This is a genomic window from Zobellella endophytica (assembly GCF_003012775.1).
GTDB lineage: Bacteria > Pseudomonadota > Gammaproteobacteria > Enterobacterales > Aeromonadaceae > Oceanimonas > Oceanimonas endophytica.
In genome coordinates this window covers 561,436-583,619 of the sequence record NZ_PXYG01000002.1, presented here as the reverse complement: position 1 = coordinate 583,619, position 22,184 = coordinate 561,436, and the positions used below count along the sequence as shown (strand labels likewise).

The following is a 22,184-nucleotide window of genomic DNA, read 5'->3' as shown; positions in this document are numbered from 1 at the left end:
CCCCGCTGTCAGAACAGTTCATCGGTGATGCTGGTGCCGCCGAACTGCTGGCTGCCGCCGGCCCGGCCATAGCGTCTGGGCTCGCTGCCTTCCACAAAGTACTCGGTCAGCCCCCGGCCATCGGTACGCAGGCCGCTGCCGGTGTCGATGTTCACCGTCACCAGCTTTTCCGGCACCGGGCGCTGGCGTTCGGGGAAGTCCTTGAGCGCCACCTTCATGTAGTCGATCCAGATGGGCAGGGCGGTGCTGGCCCCGAATTCACCACCGGCCACCTGCTCCGATCCCAGGTTGGGATTATGGGCGGTGCGGCCCAGGGGACGGCCGAAGTCGTCGAAGCCGACCCAGGCGGTGGCCACCCGGTCGGGGGTAAAGCCGGAGAACCAGGCGTCGCGGGAGTCGTTGGTGGTGCCGGTTTTGCCGGCGATATCCTTGCGCTCCAGGGCCCGGCCAGCCCGCCAGCCGGTGCCGTTCCAGCGCCGTCCGCTGCTGCTGCCGCCCCAGATGGCAGAGCTGAGGGCATCGGTCACCAGAAAGGCGTTTTCCGGGCTGATGATCGGTGTGACCACCGGCTTGGACTGGTACAGCACCTGCCCGTGCGCATCCTCGATGCGTTCCACCACAAAGGGCGTGACCTTGCTGCCGCCATTGGCGAAGGCGGCGTAGCCGGTCGCCATTTCCAGCGGGGTGGCCGACGGCGACCCCAAGGCAAGGCTTTCGGTGGCGGGGATGCGGGCGGTGTTGAAGCCGAAATCATTCAGCCGCTGCATGGCCACGGGGATGCCGGTGTCGCGCAGCAGGCGGATGGACACCACGTTTTTGGAGCGAGCCAGGGCCTCGCGCACCCGGATGGGGCCGTCGTAGACATTAGGCGAATTGCGCGGCCGCCAGGCGTTGCCGCTGCCCGCGTCCCAGTGGTTGATGGGGGCATCGTTGACCATGCTCGCCAGGGTGAAGCCGTTGTCGAGGGCGGCGGAATAGATGAACGGCTTGATGTTGGATCCCATCTGCCGCTCGGCCTGCTCGGCCCGGTTGAACTTGTTGAGGGTGAAGTTGAAGCCGCCGACCAGGGCGGTAACCGCGCCGCTGTGGGGCTCCAGCGCCACCAGGGCGCCGTTGATGTCCGGCAGCTGGGCCAGCATCCAGCCCTCGCCCAGGGGGCGGACCCAGATCTGATCCCCGCTGGCCAGGATGTCTTTTGCCTGGCGGGGGGCATTGCCCTGGCGGTTGTCGGCGATATAGCGCCGGGCCCACTTGATACCGTCCCAGTCGAGACTGCGCTCGCCCTTGCCCTTGACCACCATGGTGGCGCTGCGCTCGGCGACGGCGGTGACCACCGCCGGCTCCAGCGGCCAGTAGCCGGGCTGTTCATCTAGGTGCTGGCGGATCCGCTCCGCGCCCCAGGGAGTGCCCTGCCACAGTTGCTCGACCGGACCGCGATAGCCATGGCGCAGGTCGTAGGCCAGCAGGCCGTCGACCAGCGCCTGGGTGGCGGCCTGCTGTTCGTCCGCGTACACGGTGGTATAGATGTTCAGGCCGCGGGTATAGGCTTCATCACCGAAGAGGGTGAGGGCGAACTGGTGCGCCATCTCCGCCAGGTAGGGGGCGTTGAGGGTGATTTCCGCGCCATGGTAGCGGGCCGCCACCGGCTCGGCCATGGCCTGGTCGTACTCGGCCTGGCTGATCTTGCCGGTTTCCAGCATGCGGCCCAACACCAGGGCCCGGCGCTCGCCCGCCCGTTGGGGGGAGCGGATGGGATTGAGGACGGAGGGCGCCTGGGGCAGGCCGGCGATCATCGCCATTTCCGCCAGGGTCAACTGGTCCAGGGTCTTGCCATAATACACCTGGGCGGCGGCGGCGACGCCGTGGGAGCGGTGACCGAGCGGGATCTTGTTGAGGTACAGCTCCAGGATCTCGTCCTTGGTGAGCAGGCTCTCGATATGCAGGGCGAGGAAGATCTCCTTGATCTTGCGGATCACGGTCTTTTCCCGGCTCAGGAAGAAGTTCCTGGCCACCTGCTGGGTGATGGTACTGGCGCCCTGGCGCTTTTCCCCGGTGGTCAGCCAGATCACCGCGGCCCGGGTGATACCGATGGGATCGATGCCCGGGTGTTCATAGAAACGGGCGTCCTCGGTGGCCAGAAAGGCCGCGATCAACTGCGGCGGCATCTGCTCGATGGCGATGGGATTACGCCGCTGCTCCCCGTACTGGGAGATCAACTCGCCATCCTGGCTGAAGACACGCATGGGGGTTTCCAGACGCACATCCCTGAGCGTGGACACATCCGGCAATTCCGGCCTGAGCTGCTGATACACCACAAAGATGGCGGCAACACCACAAAAAACCAAGAAGAGACCGAACAAGAACAGGCGAGAAAGCCATTTGAGCATGGAGCGAGAACCCGACAAATCATTTTTTAACCAATAGCGAGCAAGTATATCCTGTGTTAGCCGCTTTATTCGAGCGCTTTGTTTTTCTACGCAATAATTTCATCCGGCTGGTTGAGTCCGTCTATCCTTACTAAGACCAATAACAACAAACGCATGGACGCCTATGTTGAGCCTGTTCAGGAACAAGGATTTCCAGTGGATGGTCGGAGTCGACTTCGGCTCCAGCAGCATCAAGGCGGTGGCGCTCAAGGGCAGTGAAGGCCACTACCAGATCGAAGCCATCGCCAGTATTCCCACCCCCAAGGGCTGTATCGTCGATCACCAGTTGCAGGACGTGGCGCAGGTGGCCCATGCCCTGAAACAGCTCCGGCGCCAGCTGAACAGCCGGTACGACAAGGCCGCCACCGCGGTCACCGGCAGCAGCGTCACCACCAAGGTGATACTGGTGCCGCGCAACCTGTCGGCGGAGGAGCTGGAAAACCAGGTATTGATCGAGGCTGAGCAGCATATTCCCTACCCGCTCGATGAAATCAGCCTGGACTACGAAACCCTGGGCATCAACGCCAATCACCCGGAGCGGGAAAACATCCTGCTCAGCGCCGCCCGCACCGAGAGCGTCACCACCCGGCTCGCCGCCTTGCAGGAGGCCGGCTGGAACACCAAGGTCGTCGACATCGGCGTGCATGCGCTGGCCCGGGCGGTGAATGCCTGCCTGACGGCGCAGAAGACCAGCGCCCAGATGCTGGCGCTGGTGGATGTCGGCGCCGAGTGCCTGACCTTTGCGGTGGTCGAAAACGGCGAGGTGATCCACAGCCGGCTGCAAAACTTCGGCGGTGGCCAGTTCACCCGCGAGCTGGCCAAACTCACCGACATGCCCGAGGACGAGGTCGAGCGGGAAAAGGTCGACAATCGCCTGCCCGAGGCGCTCAGGCACGACGTGGAACAACAGCACATCACCGCTATCTTGCAGCACATACGTCGCAACATTCAGCTTTTTTGCAGCAGTTCCGGCAACAAGCCGCCGACGGCGCTGTTTCTCAGCGGCGGCGGTAGTCGGGTGCCCAGGCTGGCGAAGGTACTGGAGCAGGAACTGAGCGTGCCGGTATTGCAGCCGGATTTCGGTCATCTGCTCGGCGGCAAGCGGACGGATGACGGGGACGCTGCCTACATGACGGCGCTGGGACTGGCGTTGAGGAGTTTCACACCATGTCCAATATAAACCTCTTGCCCTGGCGGGACAGCGTCAGGGCGCGGCAGAAGAAGCAATTCCTGGTGACCCTGGCCGTCGCCGCCCTGGCGACGGTGGGGCTGATGCTGCTCGGCAACGGCTGGATCCATCGCCAAATCGCCCAGCAGCAGGAACGCAACCAGTTCCTGCAGACCGAAGCGGTCAAGCTCGATCAGGTACTGGGGGAGATACGGCATATCAAGGAGCAGCGGATCCAGCTGCTGGAGCGGATGCGGCTGATCGACGCCTTCCAGCAGCGGCGCAACTTTTCGGTGAAGCTGTTCAACCAGATGCCCGAACTGGTGCCCCCCGGCGTCTACCTGAGCTCGATGAACGTCGCCGCCAACCGCATCGATGTGGTGGGTAAAACTGAAGCCTATACCCGGGTGGCGAACATGATACGGCAAATTGAGGATACCGGCTGGCTGGGCGAGCCGAGGATCAGCTCGATTTTCGCCAGCGATGTACAGCCGATAGCGCTGAGCCAGTTTTCCATGCTGTTTCAGGTAAGGGAACCGACCCCGGGAGAAATGCAATGAACTGGCAACAGGTGAACGAGCTGGACTTCGACAACATCGGGCAGTGGCCCAAATCGGCCAAGCTGGTGGCCATCGCCCTGGTCTGCGCCGTGCTGGCCGGCGCCATCGGTTACTTCTTTATCAAGGACAGCCTGGCCCGGCTGGACCGGACCAGGGCCCAAGAGCTGCAGCTCAAGGCCGCCTTCGAGGAAAAGGCCCGGCAGGCGTCGGCGCTCGGGGCCTACCAGCAGCAACTGGAAGACTTGCAGACCCAATTGGAGGCGCAGCTACGCAAGCTGCCCAACAGCCTGGAGATCGCCGGCCTGCTCGACGACATCAGCTTTGTGGCCACCGACAACGGCCTGCGGCTGGAGCGCATCAACTGGGAGGCCGAGCGCCCCAGCGAGTTCTCGACCGAGCTGCCGATGCGGATCATCGTCAGCGGCAACTACCATCAGCTGGGCCAGTTCGTGGCCGACGTGGCGGCGCTGCCGCGTATCGTCATCATCGACAGCTTCAACCTGAGCCGTTCATCCGGCGAGCAACTGAACATGAGCATGCTCGCCAAGACCTATAAATACAATGAGCAGGAGGCGCCATGAGACACCGCCTGTTATTGCTCCTGTTGCTCTCGCTGACCGCCTGTGTGGAAGAGGGGGATCTGCGCCAGTACGTGGCCGAGGTCAAGGCCCGGCCGGCGGCGCCCCCCGAGCCGTTGCCGGAAATGAACGAATACGTGCCCGAAGCCTACCGGCCGGAATCGGATCGCAGCCCCTTCGTGGAGCCGCAGCCGGAAAACGTACGGGAAACCGCCGCCACCAGCACGGACTGTGTCCAGCCGGCGTTCACCCAGCCGAAAGAGCCGCTGGAGCAGTATTCGCTCGATAACCTCTCGCTGCGGGGTACACTGGGCGACAGCCAGGGGTTGTGGGCCCTGATCCAGGCCCGGGACGGCACCACCTACCGGGTCGGCATCAAGCAGCGAATGGGACTGAACCACGGTGAAGTCACCGGCATCAGCGGCAATGAAGTGGTGCTGAAAGAATACATTCCCGACGGCAAGGGGTGTTGGGATACCCGGGATACCAAACTGACGTTGTCCAAAGCCGGATAATAACAGCGCAGGGAGTGCGATATGAGAAGACACATGGGTGTTAAGTGGATGGCCTTGGTGGCGTGTGCTCTTATGCTGGTGGGACGGGCCCAGGCGGTGAGCCTGGAGAGCCTCAAAGTCAATCCGCTGACCGGAGACCAACTGCTGCTGGAACTGGAGTTCGACATGCCGCCCCTGGGCGTCACCGAGCTGATGCGCTATCAGCCGGACCGGCTGGTGCTGCAGATCCCCGATGGCCGCTCGGCCCTGCGGGAAAACGTGATTCCCATCGAGCGCCAGGGCATCGAGCTGGTGGATGTACGCCGGGTCGGCCGCAACCTGGAGGTGGCGGTTGGCATGGACAGGGTACAGCCCTATCAGGTCACGGTCGAGGATAACAGCCTGCGCCTGTTGCTGGGGCGGGCGGTGAGCGGCACCAGCAGTAGCGGCGCTACCCTGCCGCCCGGCGCCATCAATTCGATTACCGGGGTCGATTTTCGCCGCGGCCGCGACGGCCAGGGCCAGGTGCTGGTCAACCTGGACAAGTCCAGTGCCGCCGTGGACATGCAGGTGCGCGGCAATCAGCTGATCGCCCAGTTCCACAATACCCATATTCCCGATGAGCTGCTGCAGGCCCTGGACGTCAACGATTTCGCCACCGTGGTCAGCAGGATCACCAGCTCCCGCGACAGGGGCACCGCCCTGCTGACGGTGGAGACCACGGGCGCCTTCGACTACCGCTACGATCAGTCCGAGCGCATGTTCGTGCTGGAAGTGGCCCGGCCGGCCGCCGCCGCCGCGGTGGCAAACGATGATCGGCGTCGTTACACCGGTAAGCCTATCTCGATGAATTTCCAGGATATTCCGGTGCGCACCGTGTTGCAGCTGATCGCCGACTTTAACAACTTCAACCTGGTCACCACCGATTCGGTGCAGGGCAATATCACCCTGCGCCTGGACGGCGTGCCCTGGGAGCAGGCGCTGGACATCATCCTGCAGGTGCGCGGACTGGACAAGCGGCTGGACGGCAACATACTGCTGATCGCCCCGGCCGCCGAACTGGCCCAGCAGGAGCAGCAGCAGCTGGAGAACCGCCAGGCCCAGGAGGTGCTGGCGCCGCTGGTGACCGAATTCCTGCAGGTGAACTACGCCAAGGCCACCGATGTGGTGGCGCTGCTGAGTAACGAGAGCACCCGGCTGCTGACCGAGCGCGGGGCTATCGCGGTGGATGACAGGACCAACACCCTGGTGATCAAGGACACCCGGGAAAGCATCGACAATATTCGCCGCATGCTGGAGCTGCTCGATATTCCCATCAAGCAGGTGGTGATCGAGGCGCGGATGGTGACCATCGACGACGGCTTTGAAGAAGCCTTTGGAGTGCGCTGGGGTTACAGCAACACCACCAGCACCAGCGGCAACCGCAATCAGCAGTCGGTCAGCGGTACCCTGGAAGGGCTGCGCAGCGCCGTGGATAACTCGCTCAACGTTAACCTGCCGGTGGCCGGTGCGGCGGGCAATATCGCCTTCCAGATAGCCAAGCTCGGCGGCGGCCGCATCCTGGATCTGGAGCTGTCGGCGCTGGAGCGGGAAAACCGCGCCGAGATCATCGCCAGCCCCCGGGTGACCACCTCCAACCAGAAACCGGCGTTGATCGAGCAGGGCACCCAGATCCCGTTTTCCTCCACCAGCAACGCCGGTACCGAGGTGGAGTTCCAGGATGCGGTGCTCAGCCTCAGGGTCACCCCGCAGATCACCCCGGACAACAGGGTGGTGCTGGATCTGACCGTCACCCAGGACACCATCGGCGAGCGGATCCCGCAGGCCACCGGGGGCGAGGCGGTGGCCATCAACACCCAGTCGATCACTACCCAGGTGCTGGTGAACGACGGCGAAACCCTAGTGCTGGGCGGCATCTTCCAGCAGAACATCACCCGCAACGTCACCAAGGTACCGGTGCTGGGCGACATTCCGGTGGTCGGCAACCTGTTCAAGACCACCAGGGACAACAACGCCAAGCGCGAGTTGATTATCTTCGTCACCCCCCGTATCGTGCACGACAGCCTCTGAATACCGCGCCGTTCCCCGGTTTCTGGCCGGGAAGCGGCGTTGCCCTTGCCAGCGACCAGCACAGTTGCGATAATCCGGCGTCCAATTTCAGAAAGTAAAGGTTAGGTTCATCGTCGACCCTGCGGTGTTCGTGGGGCGCATTTGTTTGTGAGAATTTCGTGTAACATGGCTGAGAAACGCAATATCTTCCTTGTAGGGCCTATGGGTGCGGGCAAGAGCACCATTGGTAAATACCTGGCGCAGCAACTGCATATGGAGTTTTATGACTCCGATCATGAGATTGAGCGTCGAACCGGTGCCGATATCAGCTGGGTGTTTGATGTAGAAGGCGAAGAAGGCTTCCGCCAACGCGAAGAAAAGGTGATCAATGACCTGAGCGAGCTGCAGGGCATCGTCCTGGCGACCGGCGGTGGCTCGGTCAAGAGCAAGGAAAGTCGCAACCGGCTGTCGGCCCGGGGCATCGTCGTCTACCTGGAAACCACGGTGGAGAAACAGCTGGCCCGAGTGCAGAAGGACAAGCGTCGTCCCCTGCTGCAGACCGAAGAAGCCCCCGAGGACGTGCTGGCGCGGCTGGCGACGGAGCGCAACGAGCTGTATCTGGAAATTGCCGACTATGTGGTGCGCACCGACGAACAGAGTGCCAAACTGGTCGCCAACCAGATAGTCGAACTGATCGGCCTGTAACAGGCAGGAGATCCATGGAAAGGTTAACCGTCAACCTGGGGGAGCGCAGCTACCCCATTATCATCGCCGAAGGTGCGCTGGGTGAGGCCTCGCTGCTGCGCGACGCCGTCAAGGGCAAAAGAGTACTGGTGGTCACCAACGAGGTGGTCGCGCCGCTCTACCTGGACGGCCTGGTCACCTCGCTCTCTCCCCTGCAGGTCGACACCCTGGTGCTGCCCGACGGCGAGCAGTTCAAGACCCTGGACACCTTCAACCAGGTCATGAGTACGCTGCTGGCCGGCAACCACGGCCGGGATACCACCCTGATCGCCCTCGGCGGCGGGGTGATCGGCGATCTCACCGGCTTTGCCGCCGCCTGCTACCAGCGCGGGGTGCCCTTCATCCAGGTGCCCACCACGCTGCTGGCCCAGGTGGACTCTTCCGTCGGCGGCAAGACCGCGGTCAACCATCCATTGGGCAAGAACATGATCGGTGCCTTCTATCAGCCGGATCTGGTGCTGGTAGATACCCTGTGTCTGCAATCCCTGCCCGAGCGGGAGTTCGCCGCCGGCATGGCCGAAGTGATCAAGTACGGCATCATCTGGGACGCGGCCTTCTTCTCCTGGCTCGAGCAGAACCTGCATCGTCTGCAGCGGCTGGACGCCGATGCCCTGGCCCATGCCATTCGCCGGTGCTGTGAAATCAAGGCGGAGATGGTGGCCAGCGACGAGCGGGAGCACGGGGTGCGGGCGCTGCTCAACCTGGGCCATACCTTCGGCCATGCCATCGAAGCGGAAATGGGCTACGGCAACTGGCTGCACGGCGAAGCGGTGGCGGCGGGCACCATGCAGGCCTGCGAGACCGCCCTGCAGCGTGGCGACATGAGCACCGACGAGGTGGCCCGGGTCGAAGCCCTGCTGATCAAGGCGCATCTGCCGATCCAGGGTCCTGCCGAGATGGGCATTGGTCACTACCTGCCGCATATGCTGCGCGACAAGAAGGTGCTGGGCGGCAAGTTGCGTCTGGTGCTGCCGCTCGGCATCGGCCGGGCCCAGGTGGTGGACGACGTCACCGAACAGCAACTGGCCCGGGCGGTAACGCCGGAACGGATGAAGTGACCGGGGCGGTTGCTGTCCCTGTTCCCCTGAAATCTCAGCAGCAGCTGCTGGCGCGGCTGCTGCATTTGTCCCGTCTGGATACCGATTTTATCTTCCTCACCGGGCCGCAAGGCGCGGGGAAATCCTATATGGCCGCCCTGCTGGCCGACCGCTGCGAGCTGCAACTGCCGGTGATACTGGATGCTCAGGCGCTCAACACCAATGCCCGTTTCCGAGATGCCCTGCTCGGCCACTGGTTTCCCGGGGGGATCTTCGATGCCGACGAACCGCTGGCGGACTCGATGCAGCGCCTGCTGGCGGCGAGCCCGGGCAAGCGGTTGCTGCTCGTGGACGATGCCGAATGGCTGACCGATACCCTGCTGGCGGAGCTGTGGCAGCTTTACCTGCTGCTGCCGCCCCGGTTCCGTCCCTGCGTCCTGCTGCTCGGCTCTCCCGACTGGGCCCGGCAGGCGCGACAGCAGCTCGACGAGTCCACCGGCAAGGTGCTCGAGGTGGAAGTGCCGCCGCTCGATGAGGCGGACAAAGAGGATTTATGGCACGCTCTGGGGTATAAGAATACTCCGGACAGCGCCCCCGGCGGGGCGTATCCGGGGGATGCCAGTGCCATGAAGGAGCCGCAGATGAGAAAAACCGGTTATCAGCAGTTGCTGGAGCAGCGCTGGATCAAGGTCGCGCTGACCGCCCTGATCCTGCTCGGCCTGTTCATACTGATCATGACCCTGCTGGGAGACCGGCAGCCAGCCCGGCCGGAGCAGGCGGGGCCTTCGCCCGTCCCCGCCCGGGAGGCGCCGCTGCCGGTGCCCGCCGAGCCCCTGACCCTGTCGCCCTCCGCCGACGAGCCGGCCCCCTCGCCCGACGACCACGGCCTGGTGCAGGAGTGGGCCAACGAGACCCTGCCCGATGCCCCGCAGGTGGCAACCCGGGTGGCGGAAACCCCCGATGACAGCGACAAGGAGCGGGTGGTGATCGAAGACGAGGTGGTCAGCCGGTTGCTGCAACGCGAGCGGGAGGGCAGCCGCCAGGACGCGGCCGGCCAGGCGGCGCAAGCGGAGCCCCCCGCCGGGTTGAGTCCCCTGTCGGTGCTGATGCAAAAACCGGCGCAGCGCTATACCCTGCAGTTGATGGCGGGCAAGGACCGGGCGGCGCTGTATCGGCTGGCCTCCAGGCATACCCTGACCCCGGCCTGGATCTACCCCCGTACCATCAGCGGTCAACCCTGGTTTGTGCTGGTGTTCGGCGATTTCGACTCTCCCGAGCAGGCCCGGCGCGCCATCGGGGTGTTGTCGTCCGAGCTGCAGGCGGCCAAACCCTGGCCCAAGCCGTTCGGCCAGGTGCAAAAAGAAGTCAAACCATAGTCATGACCTCGGCTTGCGGTTACAATGCGCGCCCTGCACCGGTTCGGCAAAGACAGCGACTATGACTAAAACTCGGGCATTTCTGAAATGGGCCGGCGGCAAATACGGCCTGGTGGAAAGCATCAACCGTCGCCTGCCGGAGGGGCGGATGCTGGTGGAGCCCTTCGTGGGGGCGGGGTCGGTGTTCCTGAATTCCGATTACGACGCCTACCTGCTGGCCGATATCAATGCCGATCTGATCAATCTGTATCAGCTGCTCAAGACGCGGCCCGACGGCGTTATCCGCGATGCCGCGACCCTCTTTAGCGCCGCCAACAACGACAGGGCCGCCTACTACCGCTTTCGTACCGAGTTCAACCAGGAACGGGACGGTTACCGTCGCGCCCTGCTGTTCCTGTATCTGAATCGCCACGGCTATAACGGCCTGTGCCGCTACAACCAGAAGGGGGGCTTCAACGTCCCCTTCGGCGCCTACAAGAAGCCCTATTTTCCCGAGCGGGAGCTGTGGTTCTTCGCCGAAAAGGCGCAAAAGGCCACCTTCGTCTGCCAGAGCTACCACCAGGTGTTTGCCCAGGCACGGGCGGAGCAGGTGTTCTACTGCGATCCGCCCTATGCGCCGCTGTCCACCACCGCCAGCTTCACCACCTATGCCGCCAACGGCTTTACCCTGGACGATCAGGCGATACTGGCGCGACTGGCGCGGGAAACCGCGGCCTTGGGCGTGCCGGTGCTGATCAGCAATCACGATATCCCGCTGACCCGCGAACTGTACCGGGACGCGGATCTCGACGTGGTGGCGGTCAAGCGCACCATCAGCCGCCACGGCCACAACCGCAAGAAGGTGGATGAGCTGCTGGCGCTGTTCCGGGCCCCGGCACCGGCCGAGGTGATCGCGCTCGAACAGGAACGGGCCGCCGGCGGCTAGGCGAGCACCCAGCGCACGATCAGCACCAGCAGCAATACGAACAGCACGATGGCCAGCACCCCCAGGCCGATATAGGGCCAGGGACTGCCCTGAAACTGCAACTGGCGATGATGCTCCGACTGGACCCCGAACAGGGCCGCCGCCACCGCCTGCAACCGATGTTTCCAGCTCATGACGCACCTCGTTGGACCAACTTCTGCCTAGCATAGACGGCTTGCTAGAGAATCACCGGGCGCTGGGGTAGAATTGGTGCGTTTTTTGCGCTTAAGGGAACCCCCAATGAAAGACTATCTGATCGCCCCCTCCATTCTCTCCGCCGATTTTGCCCGCCTGGGCGAGGATGTGGCCCGGGTGCTGGAGGCCGGAGCCGATGTGGTGCACTTCGACGTGATGGACAATCACTATGTGCCCAACCTGACCATAGGTCCCATGGTGTGCAAGGCCCTGCGCGACTATGGCATTCAGGCTCCGATCGATGTGCATCTGATGGTCAAGCCGGTGGACAGCCTGGTTCCCGAGTTTGCCAAGGCCGGGGCCTCCATCATCACCTTCCACCCGGAAGCGTCCGAACATATCGACCGCACCCTGGGCCTGATCAGGGAGCAGGGCTGCCAGGCCGGCCTGGTGTTCAATCCCTCCACCCCGCTCAGCCACCTGGACTACGTGATGGACAAGGTCGATGTCATCCTGCTGATGTCGGTCAACCCCGGCTTCGGTGGTCAATCCTTTATCTCCGCCACCCTCGACAAGCTGCGCCAGGCCCGTCGCCGCATCGACGAGAGCGGCCGCCATATCCGCCTGGAAATCGACGGCGGCGTCAAGGTCGACAACATTCGTGATATCGCCGAGGCCGGGGCCGACATGTTCGTGGCCGGCTCCGCCATCTTCAGCCAGCCCGACTATAAGGCGGTGATCGACCAGATGCGCGGCGAACTGGCCAAAGCCCATGGCTGAACGCGACATCGAGCTGATCCAGTTCGATCTGGACGGCACCCTGATCGACAGCGTGCCCCAACTGGCCCTGGCGGTGAACCGGATGCTGGCGCACCTGGGCCATGAACCGGCGGCGGAGCAGGCGGTGCGCCACTGGGTGGGCAACGGCGCCGACATGCTGGTGCGCCGGGCGCTGACCGCCGCCCTAGGGGAGGAGCCGGACGCCGGGGCGCAGCAGGCGGCCCGCGCCGCCTTCGATGCGGCCTACGAGCGGGTGGCCGACCAGGGGCTGGTGTTTTATCCCGGCGTGCTCGATACCCTGGCGGCCCTGCGCCTGGCGGGCAAGAAACTGGCCATCGTCACCAACAAGCCCTACCGTTTCGTGCCCGCCATCCTGGCGGCCGCCGGCCTGAAAGACCGGTTCGAGCTGGTGCTGGGCGGTGACAGCCTGGCGGTGAAAAAGCCGAGTCCCGAGCCCCTGCTGCACGTGTGCCGGGAACTGGACATCGATCCCGCCCGCACCCTGATGGTGGGCGACTCGGAAAACGACGTGCTGGCGGCCAGGGCGGCGGGGATAGCGGTGGTGGGGCTGACCTACGGCTACAACTACGGCCGGGATATCGCCGACAGCGGCCCCGACTGGGTGATGAGCGACTTTGCCGGGCTGGCGACGCTTTTACGGGTTTAACAGATTGACACAGAAAGGATGACCATGGCTAAACCAATAGTACTCAGCGGTGCCCAGCCTTCGGGCCAGCTGACCATCGGCAACTACATGGGCGCGCTGCGCCAGTGGGTGAAGATGCAGCAGGACTACGACTGCCTGTACTGCATCGTCGACATGCACGCCATTACCGTGCGCCAGGATCCCCAGGCGCTGCGTTCCGCCTGCCTGGACGCGGCCGCGCTCTACCTGGCGATCGGCCTGGAGCCGGAGCAGAGCACCATCTTCATCCAGTCCCATGTGCCCGAGCATGCGGAGCTGGGCTGGATCCTCAACTGCTACACCCAGTTCGGCGAACTGTCGCGTATGACCCAGTTCAAGGACAAGTCCAGCCGCTACGCCGAGAACATCAACGCCGGCCTGTTCACCTACCCGGTGCTGATGGCGGCCGACATCCTGCTGTACCGGGCCAACCAGGTGCCGGTGGGCCACGATCAGAAGCAGCACCTGGAGCTGACCCGGGACATCGCCTATCGCTTCAACCAGCTCTACGGCGAGGTGTTCACCGTGCCCGAGCCCTTTATTCCCGAAGAGGGGGCCCGCATCATGAGCCTGCAGGAGCCGACCAAGAAAATGTCCAAGTCGGACGACAACAGCAACAATTTCATCGGCCTGCTGGAAGATCCCAAGAGCATCGCCAAGAAGCTGAAGCGGGCGGTCACCGACTCGGAAGATCCGCCGGTGGTGCGCTTCGATACCGAGCAGAAACCCGGCGTCTCCAACCTGCTGACACTGATGTCCGGCGCCACCGGCCGCGGCATTCCCGAGCTGGAGCAGCACTTCGAAGGCAAGATGTACGGCCACCTGAAAACCGAGACCGCCGAGGCGGTGCTGGCCATGCTGGAGCCTATTCAGCGCTGCTTTCACGAGCTGCGCGAAGACGAAGCCGAGCTGAAAAAGGTGCTGTCCCTCGGCGCCGACAAGGCCCGGGTAAAAGCTGTACAGACCCTGGAAAAGGTATATGATGTGATCGGCTTCGTACCGAAGAGCCGTTAAACAATTAAGGAGCCCGAGGGCTCCTTTTTCGATGGTTTTACTGGATCTACTCCCATATATGAGCGAACAACACATCCTTGAGCGGGAACTGACCGACAAGCTGTACTGGCTGCGCAAGTTTCGCATGGCCAAAAACGACAAGACCCTGGAGCTGATGGTGTCCAAGGCGGTGGATGACCATCACCAGCAGGCGGCGGTGGTGGCGGCCATCTACCTGGCCGAGTGCCAGCGCGAACGGGAAATGGCCCAGGGGCGTTTCCTCGATCAGTAAGCTTTCCGGCCTCCGCCCGACCTGCCTATGCAAACGCCTACTCCTTTGAAACCTGTTGTCACAGGCTGACGCGTTACTTTCCTCCCGCGTTGTCATTTCCGCCGGTTCCGGTTCATGATTAAGTTAGCTACTGCGCATCGGTCAGCGGTATCGGCGATGAGAGGAGTGACAGCAATGAAACATGCGATATTCAGACGCGGGGCGCTGTTGCTGCCGCTGCTGGGTGTGCTGGGTTTTGGACTGGTGGTGCCGGAGGCCCAGGCCGACCGGGATGATCGCCGTTACGAGCGACACGGCAAGCACCACAAGGATTTCCGGCAGCACAAGCACGAGCGGCATTTTCGCGGCGATCGCCGGCATTTTCGCAGCGAACGGCGCCATTACTTCCGCTCGCGCGACCGGGTGGTGGAGCGCCATTACTATCCCAGCCCCCGCCGCCACTACGCACCGGGGACCCGCATCTCGGTGGTATTGCCGCTGGGGACCATCGTTTCCGGCCTGCCGGGAGGCTATATCAGCCTGAGCCTGGGGGATGGGCCCTACTATTTTCACGGCGGCAACTATTTCCGCCCCCATCACTGGGGCTATCAGGTGGTGTCGGCACCGCCCGGCCACCGCTGGTAACGGCGGTGTATTAATCGGCCAGCTCCGGCCTGTCCCTGAACTGCTCCAGCGCGTCGGGATTGGCCAGGGCGCCGACGTTCTTCACCGGCTCACCCTGAACTACCTGGCGCACCGCCAGCTCGACGATTTTTCCTGACCTGGTTCTGGGGATGTCGTTCACCGCCAGGATTTTGGCCGGCACATGGCGGGGGGTGCACTGGCGGCGGATCCGCTCACGGATGCCCTGCTCCAGCGCGGGCGTGAGCACCTCGCCTCGCGCCATCTTCACGAACAGCACCACCCGCACGTCGTTCTGCCAGTGCTGGCCGATCACCACCGAATCCTGGATCTGCTCGAACTGGTTGACCTGGCGGTAGATCTCGGCGGTGCCGATACGCACCCCGCCCGGGTTGAGCACGGTGTCGGAGCGGCCGTAGAACAGCATGCCGCCCTGTTCGGTGAGCTCGACGAAATCCCCGTGGTGCCAGACCCCGGGCCAGGTGGCCCAGTAGGCGGCGTGGTAGCGGCTGCCGTCTGCGTCGCCCCAGAACCCCAGTGGCCGGTTGGGAAAGCTGTTGCAACACACCAGCTCGCCCCGCCGGCCGACCAGGGGGTGGCCCTCGTCGTCGAACACCCGCACGTCCAGCCCCAGGCCGATGCACTGGCATTCGCCCCGGTACACCGGGCTGATGGGGTTGCCGAGCACGAAGCAGCCGCAGATATCGGTGCCGCCGGAGATGGAGGCCAGTTGCAGATCCGCCTTGATATGGCGATAGACGTAGTCGAACTGCTCCGGCTCCAGGGTCGAGCCGGTGGAGCAGAGGGTGCGCAGGGCGCCCAGATCGTGGCCGTCGGCCGGGTGGATATGCTGCTTCTCCAGTGCTTCCAGGTACTTGGCGGAGGTGCCGAACAGGGTGACCCTTTCCCGCTCGCTCCAGTCCCACAGCACCCGGCCGTCGGGGGCGAAGGGGGAGCCTTCGTACAGCAGCAGGGTGGCGCCGCTGGCCAGGGCGGACACCAGCCAGTTCCACATCATCCAGCCGCAGGTGGTGAAGTAGAGTACCCGGTCGCCGGCACGGATGTTCGAGTGCAGTTGGTGCTCCTTGAGGTGATTGAGCAGTATGCCGCCGATGCCGTGGACGATGCACTTGGGTTTGCCGGTGGTGCCGGAAGAATACAGGACATAGAGCGGTGCGTTGAAGGGCATGGGGGTGAAGCGCAGCGGCTGGCCGCGGTGGCGCTCGAGCAGCTCAGGCCAGTGCAGGGCGCCGTCGTCCGGGGTCAACTGGTGCCGGCCGATATAGGGGATCTGCACCCAGTGGCGCACGCTGTCCAGGCCGGCGACGATGTCCCGGGCCTTGGCGCTGGTGTCGTGCAGCTTGCCGTTGTAGCGGTAGCCGTCGGCGCTGAACAGCACCTTGGGCCGGGTCTGGCCGAAGCGGTCGATGACGCTGTCGACCCCGAAGTCCGGCGAGGTGGAGGTCCAGACCGCCCCCAGGGCGGCGGTGGCCAGCATGGCGACTACCGTCTCCGGCAGGTTGGGCAGGTAGCCGGCCACCACGTCGCCGGGGCCGATGCCCTCGGCCTCGAGCCAAGCGCGCAGGGCCGCCACCCGGGCTTCCAGCTCGGCCCAGCTCAGCCGTAGGTGTCCCTGGCCCTCGGCCTGGAACAGCAGGGCGTCCTCCCGGGCGAAGGTGTGGGCCTGGGCCAGCAGGTTTTCGGCGAAGTTGAGCCTGGCCTCGGGAAACCAGCGATCCTGCTCGGGGCTCTGGCCCCTTTCCAGCAATACTTCTCCCTTGTGGCCGATAACGCCGGCGAAGTCCCACAGCCGGCTCCAGAAGGTCTCGCCGTTATGCACCGACCAGGCGTGCAGGCCGGCGTAGTCGTCGAGGGGCAGACCCTGCTCCCGGTTCAGTTCGTCGATAAAGCGGTAGAGCCGGCTCTGCTCGATGCGGGCGCGATCGGGCCGCCAGAGGGGCTCGTGAGTGGTATTCATCTAGACCTCCTGATGATGGTCGGGATGGGCGGCGGCGAAGGCCTCCAGCCGCTGGCAGGTCGCGTCGATGGCGATCAGGCGCGGATAGGGGGCGAGATCCAGGCCGAAGCGGCGGGCGTTGTAGAGCTGGGGCACCAGGCCGAGGTCCGCCAGGCCCGGGTGCTCGCCGCAGCAGAAGGGCGAGGCCCCGCCCGCCAGCTGCCGTTCCAGGGCGGCCAGGCCCTGCTGCAGCCAGTGGTGGTACCAGGCCAGCTTCTGCTCTTCGCTCGCGCCCAGCTCCCTGACCAGGTATTGCAGCACACGCAGGTTGTTGAGCGGGTGGATGTCGCAGGCCACCTGCAATGCCAGGGCGCGGGCGCGGGCACGGGCGAAGACCCCGGCGGGCAGCAGCGGCGGCTCGGGAAAGCGCTCGTCCAGGTATTCGATGATGGCCAGGGACTGGCCGAGCAGGCCCTCACCAGTGTCCAGGCTGGGCACCAGCCCGGTGGGGTTGAGGGCGCGGTAGTCCTCGCCGCGCTGGGCTCCCTCCAGCAGGTTGACGGGGACGGCCTCCCAGTCCACCCCCTTCAGGTTGAGCGCGATCCGCACCCGGTAGGCGGCGGAAGAGCGGGCGTAGTCATAGAGCCTCATGTTTCACCACCTTCTGATCGATGGCGCCGAAGATGGAGTGGCCGGCCTCGTCCAGCATCTCGATGCGCACCCGGTCGCCAAACTTCATAAAGGGGGTGCTGGCCTCGCCCTGGTCGATGATCTCCAGCATGCGCCGCTCCGCCAGGCAGCAGGAGCCGGTGCTGCGGTCCACGTTGGAGACGGTGCCCGAGCCGATGATGGTGCCGGCGCAGAGCGCCCGGTTGAAGCTGACGTGGGCCACCAGTTGGGTGAAGTCGAAGGTCATGTCGGTGCCGGCGTCGGGCTCGCCGAACAGCTCGCCGTTGAGGTGCACCCGCAGCCGGCGGTGTACCTTGTGTTCCCGCCAGTGGTCGCCCAGCTCGTCCGGGGTCACCGCCACCGGCGAGAAGGAGGAGGCGGGCTTGGACTGGAAGAAGCCGAAGCCCTTGCCCAGCTCGCCCGGGATCAGGTTGCGCAGGGAGACGTCGTTGACCAGCATCAGCAGCCGGATATGCTCGCCGGCCCGCTTCGCCGGGGTGCCCATGGGCACGTCGTCGGTGACCACCGCCACCTCGCCCTCGAAGTCGATGCCCCAGGCCTCGTCCGCCAGGCGGATGTCCTCGCGCGGGCCGATAAAGCCGTCGGACACCCCCTGGTACATCAGCGGATCCGTCCAGAAGCTGGCCGGCATCTCGGCGCCGCGGGCCTTGCGCACCAGCTCGACGTGGTTGACGTAGGCGCTGCCGTCGGCCCACTGGTAAGCCCGGGGCAGGGGCGAGGCGCAGGCGGCCTGGTCGAAGGGGAAGCTGCCAGCGCAGTCGCCCCCGTTCAGTTGCCGGTACAGGGCCTGCAGTTTTGGCTCGGTCTCGGCCCAGTTGTCGAGCGCGGCTTGCAGGGTGGGGGCGATGGCCCCGGCCTCGACCGCCCGGCTCAGATCTCGGGACACCACGATAAGCCGGCCGTCGCGGCCCTGTTTGAGAGAGGCTAGTTTCACAATAATCTCCTTAATATTCCTTGTTCGGCCCTGGGCCTGTCGTGTTTCTGCCGGCGTGGACGTTGCCTTGTCATTCCCGCGCAGACGGGAATCCAGGCGAGCACACCTTTATCCGTTACGGGCTTCCACCTGAGCGGAAGCAGGCTATTCTTTCTTCCAGCTTCCAGCTTCCAGCTTCCAGCTTCCAGCTTCCAGCTTCCAGCTTCCAGCTTCCAGCTTCCAGCTATCCGCCCTTCACCTGCCAGGAATTCACATAGTCCGGGTTTTCCACCCCCTCGGGCAGCTCGGCCACCTCCAGCGGCAGCCGGGCATCGATCATCACCGCTACCTCGTCGGTCTCGGTGCGGGCATGTTTGGCGCCGGCGGCGAAGGCCTTGGGATGGGGACCATGGGTAAAGCCACAGGGGTGCAGGGTGATCATGCCCGCGTCGATATTGTCCCGGCTGAAGAAGTTGCCCTTGTGGTAGAAGATGACCTCGTCGTAGTCGTCGTTGTTGTGGTAGAAGGGCACCTTGAGCGCCCCCGGGTCCGACTCTATGGGCCTGGGCACGAAGGTGCAGATCACGAAGCCGTTAGCGACGAAGGTGGTGTGGGCCGAGGGCGGCAGATGGTAGCGGTGGCTCATCAGCGGGCGGATGTCGCGCCAGTTGAGCCGGAACACGGTGAGATCGCCCTTCCAGCCCCGGGCGTCCAGCGGGTTGAAAGGGAAGCTGATGCGGTTCATCTGCTCCCGGGCCTTGAGCAGTACCTGCCATTCGCCGGGCCGAGCGCTCTGGGCCCGGAAGGCGTCGTCGATGCGCGGGTACTCCAGCACCGCCGGGTCGAAGATGGCGTGGGCGCCCACCAGGCCGCGCTCGGCGTTCAGGTAGGAGCCGTTACTGGCCTCGATCATCAGCAGGGTCACCGGCTCTTCGAGTTCCAGCCGCCAGGTGGTGGAGCGGGGCAGGATCAGGTAGTCGCCATCCCCGAAGGCCAGCCGGCCGTAGTCGCAGTAAAGCCAGCCCCGGCCCCGGTGCACGAACAGACACTCGTCGCCGTCGCCGTTGCGCACCAGGTGATTCATGGATTGCTCGCTCTTCCAGAGCCGCACCCTGACGTTGGCGTTGTGCAGCAGCGGGGCGGCATCCCAGGGGCTCTGGCCCGGTGGCGTCAGCTTGTTGGTGTCGAAGGCGCGGGGTCGCAAGGGGCCTTCCCAGGCGCTCCAGCCGGTGGGGGCGTGCTCATGGTACATATGAGTGGCCGGACCGAAGAAGCCCTCCTTGCCGATTTCCCGCTCGAAGGTGCCCGCCGGCATATCGCAGTGGGCCTGGTGCGAGGTGTCGCCCTCGCGGATGGGAAATTGAAACCATTTACGCATCTGGTGATTCTCCACGAATGCCATTTAGTTACATTTGTTACCAATATTCACTCATCCCGCGTATATTTCAAGTGCTCATGTTAAAATATAGTAAATTTATTGGCCCTTTCTGGCGTTTTGAGGGCAAACTACCGGTTCATTCGGGCTGAAAATAGTTACACTGGTTTTTATTTCATGGTCTTGGCCGGTGCTGGCCGGCCGCTGAGGAAACGGCATGGCTGAGAAAAAAACACATTTTGTGCTGGACGATTTTGTTCCCTACAAGCTGATGTTGGTGGCGGAGCGGGTGGGTAGCGGGCTGGCGGCCTTCTATCGGGAAGAGTTCGGCATCACCCGGCCGGAATGGCGGCTGTTCGCCGCTATCGGCCACCGGGAGAAAATCATCGCCCGCGAGCTGGCCGAGCTCACCTGCATGGACAAGGTGAAGGTGTCCCGCGGGTTACAGGGACTGGAGGAAAAAGGCCTGATCACCCGGGTGCCCCTGCCGGAAGATCAGCGCGCGGCCCAGGTGGCCCTGACCGGGGAGGGTATCGCACTGTATCGGAAAATGGTGCCCCGGGTGCTGGAATGGGAGTCTCGGCTGATCGACTGCCTGTCGGCCTCCGAGTACCGGGATCTGGTCAACGGGCTGGATCGGCTGCTCAAGCGGCTGGACGAGCTGTAGCGCCCGCCTTGGGTATACTTGGGGAAGTGCCTGCCACCGGAGTGCCCCATGTCCGCCGATGTTTCCCCTGCCTTCGATCAACGGCTGCTCGACACCCTGGTGCGAGCCCTCGCCAGCAGTTCGGGCCAGCCGTTTTTCGAGCAACTGGTGCGGCAACTGGCGCTGGTGCTCGGCGTCAAGGGTGCCTGGGTTACCGAATGGCTGCCGGCCCGGCGTCGGCTGCGGGCATTGGCGTTCTGGTTCGATGATCACTATATCGAGGACTATGAGTACGATATCGGCGGCACCCCCTGCGAGCCGGTGATCAACCGTTGCGAACTGACCCTGGTGCCGGAGCGGGTGATCGAGCTCTACCCGCAGGATCCGGATCTGCCGGCGCTGGGGGCGGTCAGCTACCTGGCCCAGCCCCTGGTGGATGCCGGCGGCGTGGTGCTCGGCCACCTGGCGGTCCTGGATGACAAGCCCCTGACCGCCAGCCCCGGCGTGCTGTCGGTGTTCCGGCTGTTTACCGCCCGTGCCGGTGCCGAGCTGGCCCGGTTGTGGCGGGATCAGGCGCTGGCCGAGCGTGAGACCAGGCTGCGTGTGCTTACCGCCGAAGCGGCGCAGCTGCGCGAGGATATCCGCCAGTTGCAAGGCGAGGCGGAGATCCTGGGCGAGAGCCCGCCGATGCGCCGGATGCGGGAAGAGCTGGGGCGGGTGGCGGCGCTGGACACCACTGTGCTTATCACCGGTGAAACCGGCACCGGCAAGGAGCTGGTGGCCAGCGCCCTCCATCGCCAGAGCGGCCGGGCCGCCATGCCCTTTGTCCGGGTCAACTGCGCCGCCATCGCCCCCGGACTGCAGGAGAGCGAATTTTTCGGCCATGAAAAGGGCGCCTTCACCGGCGCCCTGCAGCGGCGGGAAGGGCGCTTCAAACAGGCCGACGGCGGCACCCTCTTCCTCGACGAAGTGGGGGAGATGCCGCCGGATCTGCAGGCCAAGCTGCTGCGGGTGCTGCAGGAGGGGGAGTTCGAGCGGGTGGGCGGCGGCCGTACCGAAAAGGTCGACGTGCGCCTGCTCGCCGCCACGCATCGGGATCTGGCGGCCATGGTGGCGGCGGGGACCTTTCGCCAGGATCTCTGGTATCGGCTCAACGTCTTCCCGCTGCGGGTGCCGCCCCTGCGTGAGCGGGGCGACGACATCCTGCTGCTGGCCCGGGCCCTGCTGGCGCGTTTCGCCCGTCGTCATGGCCTGCCCCTGCCGGAACTGAACGAACAGGACGAGCGCCGCCTGCGCGGCTACCCCTGGCCGGGCAATGTGCGGGAGCTGGAAAACGTGCTGGAGCGGGCGCTGATCATCAGCCCGGATGGCCGCCGCCTGGCCCTGGACCGTGCCCTGCCCGAGATGGCGCCGGCGCCCTTGCCCATGGGGCCTGGCGAGCCTGCCATCCTCACCGCGGCGGAGCTGGCGGCGCTGGAGAAAGCCAACCTCGAGCGGGCCCTGGTCCACTGCCACGGCAAGATAGCGGGGGCCGACGGCGCCGCGGCCCTGCTCGGCCTGCATCCCAATACCCTGAGTTCTCGCCTGAAATCCCTTGGCATCAAACGCTGACGATCCCCGGATCCCGTGGCCGTGGCGCCCGAGCTTTCGTGAAAAACGGGATATCGGGAGCGGGGGAGAGCCGGGGATAAATAACAATCC

At 64.6% G+C, this 22,184-nt stretch carries 22 protein-coding genes; 16 read left to right on the top strand and 6 right to left on the bottom strand.

The window, feature by feature from the left end; all coding sequences use genetic code 11:
• Positions 1–8 precede the first annotated feature (8 nt).
• Positions 9–2,243, bottom strand: a complete 2,235-nt coding sequence (locus C7H85_RS07945) for a penicillin-binding protein 1A (protein ID WP_245879597.1) — start codon at positions 2,241–2,243, stop codon at positions 9–11.
• A 307-nt stretch (positions 2,244–2,550) separates the two neighbouring features.
• Between C7H85_RS07945 and pilM the strand changes: the two genes are divergently transcribed.
• The 9 genes from pilM (at position 2,551) to C7H85_RS07900 (ending at position 11,357) form a co-directional block, all read left to right on the top strand.
• Entirely contained in the window at positions 2,551–3,606 is a 1,056-nt protein-coding gene (gene pilM / locus C7H85_RS07940; RefSeq protein ID WP_210433596.1) for a type IV pilus assembly protein PilM, read from the top strand.
• Positions 3,594–4,154 carry a PilN domain-containing protein gene (locus tag C7H85_RS07935; RefSeq protein ID WP_106729165.1) on the top strand — a complete coding sequence of 187 codons (561 nt, stop codon included), beginning with the start codon at positions 3,594–3,596 and terminating at the stop codon, positions 4,152–4,154. The genes pilM and C7H85_RS07935 overlap by 13 nt, the downstream gene beginning before the upstream one ends.
• Positions 4,151–4,735, top strand: a complete 585-nt coding sequence (locus tag C7H85_RS07930; RefSeq protein ID WP_106729164.1) for a type IV pilus inner membrane component PilO — start codon at positions 4,151–4,153, stop codon at positions 4,733–4,735. The genes C7H85_RS07935 and C7H85_RS07930 overlap by 4 nt, the downstream gene beginning before the upstream one ends.
• Complete coding sequence (locus C7H85_RS07925) at positions 4,732–5,247, top strand: pilus assembly protein PilP (RefSeq protein WP_106729163.1); 516 nt, start codon at positions 4,732–4,734, stop codon at positions 5,245–5,247. Before C7H85_RS07930 ends, C7H85_RS07925 begins: the two co-directional genes overlap by 4 nt.
• A 21-nt stretch (positions 5,248–5,268) precedes the next feature.
• Positions 5,269–7,296 carry a type IV pilus secretin PilQ gene (locus tag C7H85_RS07920; protein WP_106729162.1) on the top strand — a complete coding sequence of 676 codons (2,028 nt, stop codon included), beginning with the start codon at positions 5,269–5,271 and terminating at the stop codon, positions 7,294–7,296.
• A gap of 165 nt (positions 7,297–7,461) precedes the next feature.
• Positions 7,462–7,980 (top strand): shikimate kinase AroK, encoded by a 519-nt coding sequence (gene aroK / locus C7H85_RS07915; protein ID WP_106729161.1) that lies wholly within the window; start codon positions 7,462–7,464, stop codon positions 7,978–7,980.
• A 14-nt stretch (positions 7,981–7,994) separates the two neighbouring features.
• Positions 7,995–9,077 carry a 3-dehydroquinate synthase gene (gene aroB, locus C7H85_RS07910; RefSeq protein WP_106729160.1) on the top strand — a complete coding sequence of 361 codons (1,083 nt, stop codon included), beginning with the start codon at positions 7,995–7,997 and terminating at the stop codon, positions 9,075–9,077.
• A complete protein-coding gene (locus C7H85_RS07905; protein WP_106729159.1) occupies positions 9,074–10,432 on the top strand; it encodes an SPOR domain-containing protein in 1,359 nt (452 codons plus the stop codon). The genes aroB and C7H85_RS07905 overlap by 4 nt, the downstream gene beginning before the upstream one ends.
• Positions 10,433–10,493: 61 nt before the next feature.
• Positions 10,494–11,357, top strand: coding sequence for a Dam family site-specific DNA-(adenine-N6)-methyltransferase (locus C7H85_RS07900; protein ID WP_106729158.1), 864 nt, complete (start codon positions 10,494–10,496; stop codon positions 11,355–11,357).
• Here C7H85_RS07900 and C7H85_RS07895 read toward each other — a convergent pair.
• Entirely contained in the window at positions 11,354–11,530 is a 177-nt protein-coding gene (locus C7H85_RS07895; RefSeq protein WP_106729157.1) for a DUF2970 domain-containing protein, read from the bottom strand. The two genes, C7H85_RS07900 and C7H85_RS07895, sit on opposite strands and share 4 nt — an antisense overlap.
• A 106-nt stretch (positions 11,531–11,636) precedes the next feature.
• On the opposite strand from C7H85_RS07895, the gene rpe reads away from it, so the two are divergent.
• From rpe to C7H85_RS07870, 5 genes are all read left to right on the top strand, one after another.
• Positions 11,637–12,311 (top strand): ribulose-phosphate 3-epimerase, encoded by a 675-nt coding sequence (rpe, locus tag C7H85_RS07890; protein WP_106729156.1) that lies wholly within the window; start codon positions 11,637–11,639, stop codon positions 12,309–12,311.
• A complete protein-coding gene (locus C7H85_RS07885; protein ID WP_106729155.1) occupies positions 12,304–12,978 on the top strand; it encodes a phosphoglycolate phosphatase in 675 nt (224 codons plus the stop codon). The genes rpe and C7H85_RS07885 overlap by 8 nt, the downstream gene beginning before the upstream one ends.
• 24 nt (positions 12,979–13,002) lie before the next feature.
• The gene (gene trpS / locus C7H85_RS07880) at positions 13,003–14,010 is read left to right on the top strand and encodes a tryptophan--tRNA ligase (protein ID WP_106729154.1); all 1,008 of its coding nucleotides are present in this window, start codon (positions 13,003–13,005) and stop codon (positions 14,008–14,010) included.
• 58 nt (positions 14,011–14,068) lie between these two features.
• Positions 14,069–14,281 (top strand): hypothetical protein, encoded by a 213-nt coding sequence (locus tag C7H85_RS07875; RefSeq protein ID WP_106729153.1) that lies wholly within the window; start codon positions 14,069–14,071, stop codon positions 14,279–14,281.
• A 174-nt stretch (positions 14,282–14,455) separates the two neighbouring features.
• The gene (locus C7H85_RS07870) at positions 14,456–14,905 is read left to right on the top strand and encodes a DUF6515 family protein (protein WP_106729152.1); all 450 of its coding nucleotides are present in this window, start codon (positions 14,456–14,458) and stop codon (positions 14,903–14,905) included.
• Positions 14,906–14,915: 10 nt separating this feature from the next.
• Here the strand turns inward: C7H85_RS07870 and C7H85_RS07865 are convergent, their stop codons facing one another.
• From C7H85_RS07865 to C7H85_RS07850, 4 genes are all read right to left on the bottom strand, one after another.
• Positions 14,916–16,880 (bottom strand): acetoacetate--CoA ligase, encoded by a 1,965-nt coding sequence (locus C7H85_RS07865; protein WP_106729151.1) that lies wholly within the window; start codon positions 16,878–16,880, stop codon positions 14,916–14,918.
• The gene (gene maiA / locus C7H85_RS07860; protein ID WP_106729150.1) at positions 16,881–17,510 is read right to left on the bottom strand and encodes a maleylacetoacetate isomerase; all 630 of its coding nucleotides are present in this window, start codon (positions 17,508–17,510) and stop codon (positions 16,881–16,883) included. It abuts the gene before it with no gap.
• Positions 17,497–18,483 carry a fumarylacetoacetate hydrolase family protein gene (locus C7H85_RS07855; protein ID WP_106729149.1) on the bottom strand — a complete coding sequence of 329 codons (987 nt, stop codon included), beginning with the start codon at positions 18,481–18,483 and terminating at the stop codon, positions 17,497–17,499. The genes maiA and C7H85_RS07855 overlap by 14 nt, the downstream gene beginning before the upstream one ends.
• A gap of 223 nt (positions 18,484–18,706) precedes the next feature.
• Positions 18,707–19,840 carry a homogentisate 1,2-dioxygenase gene (locus tag C7H85_RS07850; RefSeq protein ID WP_106729402.1) on the bottom strand — a complete coding sequence of 378 codons (1,134 nt, stop codon included), beginning with the start codon at positions 19,838–19,840 and terminating at the stop codon, positions 18,707–18,709.
• 214 nt (positions 19,841–20,054) lie between these two features.
• Between C7H85_RS07850 and C7H85_RS07845 the strand changes: the two genes are divergently transcribed.
• Together C7H85_RS07845 and C7H85_RS07840 are read left to right on the top strand one after the other, a co-directional pair.
• Entirely contained in the window at positions 20,055–20,504 is a 450-nt protein-coding gene (locus tag C7H85_RS07845) for a MarR family winged helix-turn-helix transcriptional regulator (protein ID WP_106729148.1), read from the top strand.
• A gap of 48 nt (positions 20,505–20,552) precedes the next feature.
• On the top strand, positions 20,553–22,094 hold the full coding sequence (locus C7H85_RS07840; protein ID WP_106729147.1) for a sigma-54 interaction domain-containing protein: 1,542 nt from the start codon (positions 20,553–20,555) through the stop codon (positions 22,092–22,094).
• Positions 22,095–22,184 lie beyond the last annotated feature (90 nt).